Raw genomic sequence first — 11,808 nt, 5'->3', positions numbered from 1 at the left:
GATTTACCGCGCGCGGCTAGCCTCTTCCGATTCGTTGTCTCTTTTTTTGATTTGCTGTTTCAAATTACCGAATTTATAGGTATAGGTCAGCCGAATTGTTTGATTGTCGTTATACTGACGGATCATGGAGTTGAACTGCCCAAAATCTGTAGAAACATTATTTTGTTGTGTACGGAAAATATCTGTCCCGGCCAATTTCAAAGAGCTTCGATCATCTTTGAAATTATAGTTAACGCCGATATCTGTCCCCCAACGGGCGTGAATTTTATAAACATTATATAGGAATGCACTATTATAATTAACAGACAATTCTGCAGAAAACGCTTTGTTCAGTTTAAAGCTATTCATGCTACGCCCTTGAAAGAAAGCCGAGCCTAAGTCGGCATATTCTCCGGCTATAGGCCCTTTGAAATGCATATAAATAGTTGTCAGGTTATTGTTCATTGTCCAAAACTTACCTATTCTTACCGGCGCATTAATATTCAAATAAGATGTTACCGTATTCGCTAAATTTTCCCGGGTAATCCACGCCTGGCCGGTCACCGAATCCTGTCCTAAGCTTTCTACCATCGCATCCCTGGTCAAATCCGTTCCTAATGTAAAATTGAACATCTTGTACAGGGTATAATTTAAAGTAAAACCATTGGTATACTGCGGATTGACATAAGGGTTCCCCCTCATAAATGTAAATTTGTCGATATAATATTCGAATGGGTTCAAATGCCTGTAGTTTGGACGCCCTATCTTTCGGGCATAGCTGAGCGAAAGGATATTGTTTTCATTCAGTGTATAGGATACGTTTGCCGAGGGGAACCAATCTAAATAATCACGTTTCACACGTTTCTCCAGTGTAATAGAGTTTCCATCGGAAACGGTGTACTCCGTTCGAAGCCCCAGTTTCATCGACCATTGTCCGAATCCACGGCTATAGTCGGCATAAGCTGCGGCTATCTGTTCTGTATATACAAAATGGTTGGGACGTCCTGCATAGTCTTGCCATTGGTTATCTACAAAATGTTCAAACTGCAAGTCATTATCCGAACGCACATTACTATACTTTAGACCTGTCTCTAATTTTCCACCCTTTCGCAACATCTTTTCAAAATCCAACTTGGCAACATAGATATCAATATCTACAGGCATCCGACTTCTTTCTAGCTCGGGATCATACAACAGGTTTCCGGCAGGATCGGAAGTGCGATATGCATAGTTGATATTGGAGTTGTTGCGGAAAGCACTCCAGTCCAAATCCAGCACCAATTTACTCCCCAGCGTATCCAATTGGAGCTCGTTGTTAAAGTTGACGGAATACCGGTTAAAAGGTGTTACAGATTTCGAAGAGGCATCCAATACAGAATCGACAACGCCGATGCGTGGGCCGATGTTTGTGAGGCTGGTATTATCTGAAATTTCCTCATCGTTATCACCTGAAAACTGCAATAACATGGTGTTTTTTTCCGAGGTTTTCTGTTCTACTCCTATTCTATAATTATGCGTTTTGTTTGTCTCTATAAGATAGGCATCCTGATCAAATACGCGATCGGCACCATCTGACGGAATAACCCTTTCCATACCCAAATCAAATTGTCTTTTATTCCGGGTAAAACCATAAGTACCAAAGATAGTCGTATTGTTTTTTCGGTAATTGAGGTTCAACGAAGAATTTCCCCGGGCATGTTTACCGTGGGCAGCACTTGCCAGAAATGAACCATTAAAACCTTCTAATCTGTTTTTCTTCAACACGATGTTGATCGTACCTACCGTTCCTTCCGCATCCTCTTTCGCGCTTCGGATCGTACTGACTTCCACGCTCTTGATCTGGTCGCCATTGGTCGCTTTGAGAAATGCCGTAAGCTGCTCGCCACTCATATATGTCTGCCTACCGTCAATAGTCACATTCACGCCCTGTTGTCCCATTAATTGGAGGTTCTCGTCTTTATCCACACTTACTCCAGGTGCGCGCTGTACCACTTCTAAGGCATTGTTCCCCGCGGCCAGCGTAGAATTTTCGACGTTTAACACCAGTTTCCCATCCCGCTGTTGCACGAGGGGTACCTGCCCTTCTACAGTAACCTCGTCTATTGTCCGAGATTGTACGGTCAGTATTAAATCATCCACAACAACGGATTGCTTCATGACCATTATGGGGACAGATTTCGTCGTTTCGTATCCTACCGAAGACGCCTGGATCACAAATTCTCCTGGAGGTATATTTTTTATGATATATCGACCTTGTCCATCCGTCACCTCTGTTTTTAGGAGAGCTCCTACTTTTGCAGTCAATACATAAATCGATGCATTTGCCAACGGTTCTCGCTGTTCATTAAAGACACGACCGCTTACCTCTCCTTGTTGGGCCTGTACGGTAAATACAGTGAACAGGAGAACACAAAAACTTAAAATAATACGCATGGATTAGTTTTCCTCTTGTTTTTTGGTATTGATTCTTACACTATTATCTTTCACTTCAATCGTCACATCAGAACCATCAATCCGGATAATAGAATCTTTCTTATCTTTTATCTCCTCTAATAATGCTTTCATCTTAGATTTCACGGCTTCTTCTTCCTCCTCCTCCTCTTCTGGCACGGGCTGTGGTTTTTGTACACATACTAAACCCGCTCCTGACATCGTCCAATCGGTATATTTTTGCTGTGCCGCCTCCGGATAATTGTTCAAACATTCCCAATAGGAAATATCCCGAATTTTCGGTTCTATACTCCGCTGAAGCACGACTCTTGCACCTTTCGGTAGATAAACGGTCACTCTCACCTGCTGATCTCTATCCAACGTGTTTTTCATCAGCAAAAAATGACTGGGAAACAAGAACGTCGAACCTTCTTGAATAGCTTCATAAGCAATATTATGTGCACGCTCAGAAGCCAATTGATAAGTTTTGCCCTTCGCGGAATAACTGTACTGTATGTAGGGTTGACTAAGTGAATCGATACTTTCGAAATAGATATTAATATCACTATGCAGATAATTCCGCAAGTCTTGTCCATCTAGCTGAATATTAAATTTAGACTGTAAGGAATCCTGTTCGCTGGCATCCAATACCCGAATATCTTTCTCATCGAAATAGTAGACTTCTTGTCGTTGTATGTTTTTTTGCACGTTGATGGTACTCTTTTCCCGAAAATCTTGTGCTGTGGCTATGCAATAGTAGATAATACCGACGATGGATACGATCCAGGCCGCAAACATCGTCAACGATAAGTAGCTGTTCAGTTTGTCTGTTTTAAATAAGATACGTGTAAGCCAGAAAAACAAAGCAAAAAATGGTATGGCGATCGCCAAAAAGCCAAAAGTCAATGCAATAATGCCATCGTTGGTCGCCAGCCCTTTCAATGGTGGGAAAAACATCGGATTTTCCAGTCCAAAGAAGTTCATCATATTAAACACATAGAAGATGAACAAGCCCAATAAATTTAGTCCCGCAAAAATCAGCATAATCCACGCAATCATCTTCCCAATCAGCCCTAAACAACCACTCAATAGATTTCCGGCTGTACGTGACCCTCGGTCATGACGCTCTCCTGTGTCAGAAAAAGTTTCGGAAAGGTTCTTCGCTTCTTCATCGAAGGACTTTTTAAAATTTTGTAAATTTGGTTCTTCACCCCGCATCGCCATTTTGTCGGCACGGGTTTCCGCGATAGGCATCACTATCCAAAGAATGATATAGGCCAAAACACCAGAACCACCAAGTAAGAAGAAGAGAACCAATAGAATCCGTATCCAAATGGGTTCTATACCGAAATAACGCGCCAAGCCACTACACACTCCGCCCAACATTTTGTCATCCGGATCGCGCATCAATTTCTTACCAACATATTCCACATGAGGTGCTTGACCCGTCCGTTGCTCGTGCCGAAAATCCTCGTTCACAGCAGTGCCCTCACTTTCTTCAAAATCGCTCACCTGACCCATTTGTGTAATGACGCGTTGCACATCTTCTAAATTGATGACCTCTTTACGCCCTGTTTGGATACGCTCGTTAAACATTTCGGCAATCCGATTTTCAATATCCTCCAATATCTCCTTGCTTTCAGCTGTATTTCCAAAATGCTTTTTAATATCAATCATATACGACCGTAGCGTGTCGTAAGCGTCTTCCTCGATATGGAAGACGATACTGTTGATATTTATAATAATTGTCCTATTCATGACCTTGTTAATATATGTAGATGCTCTTATTAGTCGTTTCGTCCTTGCAGGGATGTTTCCACCGCGAAAACAAGTTCTTTCCATGTTACGTCTAGCCGAGATAACACCGTTCGGCCCTCCGTCGTAATCTGATAATATTTACGAGGCGGACCGGAGCTTGATTCCTTCCATGTATAGCTCAATAACCCATTATTCTTCAAGCGCGTCAATAAAGGATACAACGTCCCTTCCACGACCAGCAACTGGGCTTTCTTTAGTTCCGCAATAATATCTGAAGCATAAATCTCCCCTCGGGAAATGATGGAAAGGATACAGTATTCTAATATCCCTTTCCGCATTTGGGTCTGTGTGTTTTCTGCTATCATAACAATACAAAGTTATATGTTTTATATTGTACTATGCAATACATAGTACTATAAAAATACAAAAAACCATGACAACATGCTTATTTTCAGCTAATTAATTTTTTATTTTATGTTCCAGCAGATTGCCTATTCGCTATCTATACTTATCCATAATCTTTTTTTAATATAAAATTGCTTTGAAAGCTCCTCAATTTATACGACTTTTATCCCTCATGTTGAAAAACCTGTTGAACTACATTTGGGCCATCGTTTGGGGCATTTTTATGCTATTGCTAATGGGCTTACCTTCAGACGATATCCCGGGAGTCGGATTTTTTGAAGGGTTTGATAAGATGGCACATTGCGGCTTCTTTTTTGTTTTTACGGCATTGCTATTATGGGGCTCCATGTCACGACCAGCCGGCAATCCATCCAAAATGAAAGCAGTCTTTATCTCGTTCTTCGTTGCCAGTATTTTTGCTTTTGGTACAGAGGCCATTCAATATTATCTATCAACAGGACGCCAAGCGGATTGGTGGGATATTTTCGCAGATTATGTCGGAATCGGAATGGCACTTTTTAGTTATATTTTGTTTTATCGGAAACGGTCGATATAGTATGAAGGTTGCTACGCTATCGCTAATACGGCTATTGAAACTTTACAGTTACACTGTTCAATGAGTGTTTGTGCTGCCGAAGCTATAGTGGCTCCGGTTGTGAAAACGTCGTCTACCAACAATACATGTTTATTTTCAAAAGCCGAGGGTGTAACGCAGGAAAAAGCATTTTCGACATTATCATACCGTTCCATACGACTTTTCTTTGTTTGTGTTTCTGTATTTATCGTCCGGATAAAATCCACCTGATTTACCGGCAAAGACATCCCCTCCGCAATACCTTCTGCAATATATTCACTCTGATTATACCCTCGACTACGTTTTTTCTGCTGGTGTAGTGGCAGCGGAACCACCACATCGATGTCGGCATAGAATGGGGAAACAAGTAACTGCCTACCAAAGCATTTACCGAGATATCTTCCAATATGATAATCATCGCGGTATTTTAATTTGTGAACGATGGTCTGTACAGAAGACGATTTAGAAAACGAAAGATAAGCTGCCCCTGTATAAACAGAGGCTTTACCGACTAAGCGTTGCGTTAATTCATTCTGTAGGAAACGATAGTGATCATTTAGGGGAAAATGGTAGCGACACGCGGTACAAATAAACTCCTCTTGATACAAAAGGACATTTTCGCAGGAAACGCATAACGGCGGGAACAAAATGGAGACAAAACTCTTCCAATACGATTTGATTTGCATATTGTTACAATTGGTAACGACAAATTTACTTCTTTTTTTCCGTAAAAAAGAAGCAAAAACCTCGTGGCTTCGGATATTTTACATATTGGGTAGTGCTAAGGATGAATTTCTACAGTTGTAAAACATCCGGATGCCACATCATCTATTAATGGGGGGAGTGCATTTGTATAGCGTGTTATCTTGTCTATTTATCCTCTGTTAATGGGGACTGGTACATCTCGTCGCCTGCTATCCTTATTCTTTACTTTCTAAACTGCGGCTTCTTCTTTGATGGCAAGCTGGCCGCAGGCGGCATCAATATCTTTTCCGCGGCTGCGGCGGACATTCGTGATGATTTGCTGACTACGCAGGTATTCTGCAAACTGCTCAATTTTATCTGCCTCTGCATTCACAAAATCAGCTAATGCGATAGGGTTATATTCAATGATATTCACTTTACATGGCACATGTTTACAAAACCGGGCAAGCTCCTTCGCATCTTGCAGTTCATCATTGAAGTTATGAAACACAATGTATTCAAATGTTACAGGATTCTTGGTTTTGGCGTAATAATATTTTAGGGCGTCTGCCAATGCGTCTAAGGAATTCTGTTCATTTATCGGCATGATCTGATTTCGCTTTTCATCATTCGCCGCATGTAAGGATAACGCTAAATTAAAGCGAACTTCGTCGTCGCCTAATTTTTTGATCATCTTGGCGATCCCCGCAGTAGACACGGTGATACGCTTTGCGGCCATATTCAATCCATCGGGAGCAGTGATACGCTCTACTGATTTCATCATACCGCTGTAGTTCAGCAACGGCTCACCCATACCCATATAGACAATATTCGTCAGTGGTTGACTATACTTTTCTGCCGCCTGATTAGCAATGAGGACAACTTGATCGTAAATTTCATCAGCTTGGAGATTCCGCTTACGCTCCATATAGCCCGTCGCACAAAATTTACAGGTCAAGCTACACCCTACCTGCGAGCTTACACAAGCTGTCATCCGATCCGGAGTCGGAATCAGTACCCCTTCAATCACATTTCCATCATAGAGGGTAAAGCTACTCTTGATGGTCTTGTCCGAGCTCACCTGTGACTCCCGGACCTTCACAGCACGTATCTCGAAGTTATTTTTTAATGTCTCGCGTAATGCCTTACTTAGGTTTGTCATCTGGTCGAAATCCGTACATGATTTTGACCATAGCCATTCATATACCTGCTTCGCCCGGAACCCTTGCTCACCCATCGCAGTAAGCTTATCTTTCAACGCAGATAAGCTTAAACTTCTGATATCTATTAATTTACTCTGCTGTACCACGGTGCAAAGATAACAAATTTTATTTCAACGCCTCTTTTACCTTCGGTATGATGTGCGTACCATATAACTCTATGGCTTTCATCATGTCCTTATGATTCGGACTACCCACATCCATGTGCGCGGAAAAACGAGTCAAGCCAAACATTTCGATCACATGTAGAATCTTTTCCACCGATTGGTTCACATCCCCTACCACCAAATGCCCATGAATAGATCTTCCGAAATCATATTGCGAACGTTGATAAGGCGGCCACCCTCTTGAAGCACCGATTCTATTCATCTGTGCAGCATAAAGTGGATAGTATTGGTTGGCCACTTCTTGTCCGTTTTCTCCAAAAAACGCATGCATGTGAACGCCCACTTGAAAGTCTTCCATGGAATGTCCATTATCCTCCCAAGCTTGTTGGTACATCTCAACTAGATGCTTAAAGTTTTCAATTGCCCCCCCTATAATCGCAAACATGACTGGAAGTCCTAGCTTACCTGCGCGGATTACCGAAGAAGTAGTGCCTCCAACAGCCACCCAAATCGGTAAGGAACCATGAACGGGCCTTGGAAATACTTCCTGATTTATCAATGGTTTTCGGAACTTCCCCGACCAAGTAACGGTTTCCTGCTTATTAAGTCGCAATAGCAATGCTAATTTTTCCTCAAAAAGTTCAGCGTAGTCTTTTAGGTCGTAGCCAAACAGCGGGAAAGATTCGATAAAAGATCCGCGACCAGCCATAATCTCCGCTCGTCCATTTGAGATAAGGTCTACCGTTGAAAAGTCTTGAAATAGCTTAACGGGATCCGCCGAACTGATAACGGAAACCGCGCTGCCTAATTTAATGTTCTTGGTTACCGTAGCAGCTGCCGCCAATATAATTTCGGGAGAAGAAATGGCATATTCTATACGATGGTGTTCACCCATCCCAAAGAAATCCACCCCTACCTCATCCATCAATTTAATTTCTTCGATTATCTCCTGCGTGCGTTGTGCTGCAGATTGCATTTTGCCTGTTATGGGATCTATATGTACATCCCCAAACATGCCGATTCCTAATTCAATCATAGCTTTTTTCCTTTCTATCACAAAAGTAGGGATGTTTTTATCAGCTGGCATTGACCTATATCAAGAAGTATTTCTTTTTTCTTGTCCCTAGATGGAAAAGAAAAAAAACCGAACGTAGTGAGCTCATGGATACCAAAATAAACACGAATCCATAAATCACGATTTGTATAGTTCTGCTATTTTTTCTCTTCTATTCCTAAACAGCATATACTCGCTCCGCTCAAACATTATGCTCGTTTTTAACGGAATATCCTGCTGAAAAATGACCGCAAAACAATATAAGGCCGTTTTAGCCCGCGTGCCGCGTGCGTGGGTGTCTACATCCGTGCTATCTTATACCCCCTGTTCATCTTTATCCCTGTTTATTAGGTGCTTTCGAAACTGAAAAGAGTTAACACACTATACCATTGTACTACCCCTTATTAACATAAAGGGTCACATACGAATGTTTGAGGTATGTAGAAATTCATCCTTAGTACTGCTCCTCCTCTCAAACATTCGAAGTGACGATTTTTTGTCGTACTTTTTTCTTAAAAAAAGTACCTCAATTAACCATGAATATATTCCTTTTTCCCGTAACGCTGTATCAGCTCCCCTTCAAAGTCCAACCATTCCTGCCATCTTTTATCGACATCGACATCTGTTGTGTACTTGCGTGCAAAATGGAGAAAAGTGGTATAATGATTTGCTTCCGAAACCATCAAATCATGGTAGAATGTTGCTAGCTCCTGGTCATTTATATTTTTAGAAAGCACACGAAAGCGTTCACAGCTACGCGCTTCTATCATCGCTGCAAATAGTAAACGATCGACAAACGCTTGATTACGGGAACCATCTTTCTTAGAGAATTTCATCAGCTGTCCTACATAGTCATCTTTTCTTTCTCTTCCTAACACATATCCACGGGCTTTAATAATATCAATCACCATCTGGAAATGCTGCATTTCTTCGATAGCAATCGCGGTCAATTCATGAACGAGGTCTTCATGTTCGGGATTCTGCGTAATCAAGGTGATCGCATTGGATGCCGCTTTCTGTTCACACCAAGCGTGATCCGTCAAGATTTCATCCAGATTGGATTCAGCGATATTTGCCCAACGTGGGTCTGTCAACAATTTTAATCCTAACATATTTCGATACATTAATAATGTAGGTGTCTAAAAAGGTCATTAAGCACCAATTTTTAGACACCCTCACCGTAAACTATCCAAAAAATTTTTCGGGATCAAACCCGTGTGCTTTTAATACGTCTTCCGGAACGCCATTCCATACGCCCGGTCTATTTCCCACATAACCAATATCTTTAACCCCCATTTCAGTCGTATAAAACCCTGACGACGTCAAGTTACGCATTAAGGAGAAAAAGGCAACCCCTTGACGCATTTCTGGCTTCGCTTTATCGGGGTAGGCAATATCATCGATAAACGCCAGTTGTTGCTCCTCCGTACACTTTATAAAAGCCTGGCCAAATCGCTTTTGACATTCTACGTCCGTCCACTTTAGCCCACCACGCATCGGGATCTTGTTCGATGGTAGATCCTTCACGATAAATTCAATAAATTCCGGCACACCTGCTTCGGAGGCACTGCCCGAGACCTCGTCTTTTGGAATAATAATATCCGCTAACACCGTAATGGTCGCCATTTCGTGGTCCGTAAAAAACTTTTCTTCCAACAGTTTCTGCGTACGTTCATGTTCCCAATCCTCTACGCCCGGCAGCTTATTAGCAGTCTCGCTGGCGATTCTTGCTTCTTTCGCACTCTCGCCATTACAGGCTGTAGCTAACACACCCGCTCCTGCCGCAAGTAAACCTAATGCTTTAAGGGATTCTCTTCTGTTCATATCTTTTTCGATCAGCCGTTTAACTTTTTCTTCTCTTCCAATATATATTCCGCAGTCCGCATGGACATGGCCAAGATAGTCCAAGTTAGGTTTTTATCCCCTTGCTGCACAAAAGGACCTGCATCTACCACATACAAGTTCTTGCAATCATGCGCTTGCCCCCATTTGTTCAATACCGATTGCTTGGGATCGTTACCCATACGGGTTGTTCCTCCCTCGTGGATAATTACACCCGGAGCTTCCAGTCCATATTTTGTTTCCGGTCCCTGCTCGTCCGACAAAACAATGGCACCCATCTCGTGCATAACAGCCTTAAATGTATCTTGCATATGTTTGGCTTGCTCAATTTCCTCGTTGGCCCATTTGTAGTGAAAGCGCAATACGGGGATACCGTATTTATCCACACGTGTAGGATCAATTTCACAATAATTATCTTTTCTCGCCAACGCGGTACCTCGTCCGGCCATCCCAATAGACGCTCCGTAGAAGCGACGATAATCTTGTTTGAGCAGGGCTCCATATCCACCACTGTCCCGCTTTTCTCCGCCGTTGCCAACTACCATTCCAACAGCGCCAGGAACCCAGTTCAAGAACCCATACCCCGGCATATTCAGGCCACTGCCGTACTCTATATGATAGCCTCTTGGGAAAGTCAGCTTTTTATTATCTTCCCACCACGGAGAATAAATATGCACACTACCTACACCATCTTCATTATAACGTTTCCTATCTAATAATTGAGGCAAGAATCCCCAAGCACTTGACCCCGTAGAGTCATGTAGATATCGTCCTACCAAACCAGTGCTGTTCGCTAATCCCCCGGGGTGAGCCGATGACTTGGAATTCAACATAATACGCGCACTTTCACAAGCACTCGCACCAAGTATAACGGTCTTTCCCCTTACAGCATATTCTTGCAGGCTTTTCGTATCAACATAAGAAACACCGGTTGCCAGTCCTTCGTCGTTTGTAAGCACCTCACGAACCATTGCATTATCGATCACTTTTAGGTTTCCCGTTTTCATAGCCGGCATAACCAGACAAGACGAGGACGAAAAATCCCCGTAAACCTTACAGGATCTCCCACATTGCCCGCAATAAAAACACGTTCCACGTCCTTTAATCTCCGGAGAAGATTCTGTCAAAACAGCACCTCGTCCAGGGATAACCGGAACACCAGCTTTCTTTGCCCCTTTAGCAATATAAAGTTCTCCCAAACGAGGTTTCGGAGGTTTCATAAAGATCCCATCGGGTTCATTGCGTATACCTTCTACCGTTCCGTAGATACCAATCATCCGGTCCACACGATCATAAAACGGTTTCACCTCTTCGTACGTGATGGGCCACTCGTCGGTAATGCCATCTGTTGGTTTAAAATCATCAGGGCCCATCCGTAAAGAAATACGTCCCCAGTGATTAGTTCGACCACCTAGCATGCGGGCGCGAAACCATTCAAATTCTGTTCCATTTACCGTGGTATAAGGTTCTCCGTCTAATTGCCAGCCTCCATAAGCCGCATCAAAGTCTCCAAACGGGCGAGTCGTTCCCGCCCCTCTGCGAGGCGATTCCCACGGCCATCGCAACTGTAATGCATCTTTTGCTGGGTCATAAAAAGGCCCCGCCTCCAACATTAACACATTAAGTCCGGCGTGAGCTAGGATATAACCTGCCATACCACCACCCGCTCCAGATCCCACTACAATAGCGTCATAAACTTCCGGTCCTTCTTTTATCTGATAGTCAACCATATATATTTCTCTCTCTTATATTGCT

At 42.7% G+C, this 11,808-nt stretch carries 10 protein-coding genes; 1 reads left to right on the top strand and 9 read right to left on the bottom strand.

Annotated features, from left to right (window positions below; translation table 11 throughout):
- Positions 1–3 precede the first annotated feature (3 nt).
- Genes H8B06_RS11280 through H8B06_RS11270 form a run of 3 tightly spaced genes read right to left on the bottom strand, consistent with a single transcriptional unit; the run spans position 4 to position 4,532 of the window.
- Complete coding sequence (locus tag H8B06_RS11280) at positions 4–2,412, bottom strand: TonB-dependent receptor domain-containing protein (RefSeq protein ID WP_190994382.1); 2,409 nt, start codon at positions 2,410–2,412, stop codon at positions 4–6.
- A 3-nt stretch (positions 2,413–2,415) separates the two neighbouring features.
- Positions 2,416–4,167, bottom strand: a complete 1,752-nt coding sequence (locus H8B06_RS11275) for a PspC domain-containing protein (RefSeq protein WP_190994381.1) — start codon at positions 4,165–4,167, stop codon at positions 2,416–2,418.
- Between the two features lie 29 nt (positions 4,168–4,196).
- Positions 4,197–4,532 (bottom strand): PadR family transcriptional regulator, encoded by a 336-nt coding sequence (locus H8B06_RS11270; protein WP_190994380.1) that lies wholly within the window; start codon positions 4,530–4,532, stop codon positions 4,197–4,199.
- Positions 4,533–4,759: 227 nt separating this feature from the next.
- Between H8B06_RS11270 and H8B06_RS11265 the strand changes: the two genes are divergently transcribed.
- A complete protein-coding gene (locus tag H8B06_RS11265; protein ID WP_223857624.1) occupies positions 4,760–5,128 on the top strand; it encodes a VanZ family protein in 369 nt (122 codons plus the stop codon).
- An 11-nt stretch (positions 5,129–5,139) separates the two neighbouring features.
- Here H8B06_RS11265 and H8B06_RS11260 read toward each other — a convergent pair whose 3' ends face one another.
- From H8B06_RS11260 to H8B06_RS11235, 6 genes are all read right to left on the bottom strand, one after another.
- Complete coding sequence (locus H8B06_RS11260; RefSeq protein WP_190994379.1) at positions 5,140–5,832, bottom strand: ComF family protein; 693 nt, start codon at positions 5,830–5,832, stop codon at positions 5,140–5,142.
- 248 nt (positions 5,833–6,080) lie between these two features.
- Entirely contained in the window at positions 6,081–7,139 is a 1,059-nt protein-coding gene (gene rlmN, locus H8B06_RS11255; protein WP_190994378.1) for a 23S rRNA (adenine(2503)-C(2))-methyltransferase RlmN, read from the bottom strand.
- Between the two features lie 19 nt (positions 7,140–7,158).
- On the bottom strand, positions 7,159–8,193 hold the full coding sequence (locus H8B06_RS11250; RefSeq protein WP_223857623.1) for an LLM class flavin-dependent oxidoreductase: 1,035 nt from the start codon (positions 8,191–8,193) through the stop codon (positions 7,159–7,161).
- 548 nt (positions 8,194–8,741) lie between these two features.
- Entirely contained in the window at positions 8,742–9,323 is a 582-nt protein-coding gene (gene miaE / locus H8B06_RS11245) for a tRNA-(ms[2]io[6]A)-hydroxylase (protein WP_190994377.1), read from the bottom strand.
- 73 nt (positions 9,324–9,396) lie between these two features.
- The gene (locus tag H8B06_RS11240; RefSeq protein ID WP_190994376.1) at positions 9,397–10,035 is read right to left on the bottom strand and encodes a gluconate 2-dehydrogenase subunit 3 family protein; all 639 of its coding nucleotides are present in this window, start codon (positions 10,033–10,035) and stop codon (positions 9,397–9,399) included.
- An 11-nt stretch (positions 10,036–10,046) separates the two neighbouring features.
- On the bottom strand, positions 10,047–11,783 hold the full coding sequence (locus H8B06_RS11235; protein ID WP_190994375.1) for a GMC oxidoreductase: 1,737 nt from the start codon (positions 11,781–11,783) through the stop codon (positions 10,047–10,049).
- Positions 11,784–11,808 lie beyond the last annotated feature (25 nt).

Origin of the sequence: Sphingobacterium micropteri, from assembly GCF_014692515.1 — a bacterium.
Taxonomy (GTDB): Bacteria; Bacteroidota; Bacteroidia; order Sphingobacteriales; family Sphingobacteriaceae; genus Sphingobacterium; species Sphingobacterium micropteri.
Note: the sequence above shows the minus strand (reverse complement) of the source record. Positions and strands in the feature narration are given on the sequence as shown.

What these genes read in the sequence shown, in the direction of transcription:
- H8B06_RS11280 (WP_190994382.1), bottom strand. Translation starts at nt 2,412, where the DNA reads ATGCGTATTATTTTAAGTTTTTGTGTTCTCCTGTTCACTGTATTTACC.
- H8B06_RS11275 (WP_190994381.1), bottom strand. Translation starts at nt 4,167, where the DNA reads ATGAATAGGACAATTATTATAAATATCAACAGTATCGTCTTCCATATC.
- H8B06_RS11270 (WP_190994380.1), bottom strand. Translation starts at nt 4,532, where the DNA reads ATGATAGCAGAAAACACACAGACCCAAATGCGGAAAGGGATATTAGAA.
- H8B06_RS11260 (WP_190994379.1), bottom strand. Translation starts at nt 5,832, where the DNA reads ATGCAAATCAAATCGTATTGGAAGAGTTTTGTCTCCATTTTGTTCCCG.
- H8B06_RS11250 (WP_223857623.1), bottom strand. Translation starts at nt 8,193, where the DNA reads ATGATTGAATTAGGAATCGGCATGTTTGGGGATGTACATATAGATCCC.
- miaE (WP_190994377.1), bottom strand. Translation starts at nt 9,323, where the DNA reads ATGTTAGGATTAAAATTGTTGACAGACCCACGTTGGGCAAATATCGCT.
- H8B06_RS11240 (WP_190994376.1), bottom strand. Translation starts at nt 10,035, where the DNA reads ATGAACAGAAGAGAATCCCTTAAAGCATTAGGTTTACTTGCGGCAGGA.
- H8B06_RS11235 (WP_190994375.1), bottom strand. Translation starts at nt 11,783, where the DNA reads ATGGTTGACTATCAGATAAAAGAAGGACCGGAAGTTTATGACGCTATT.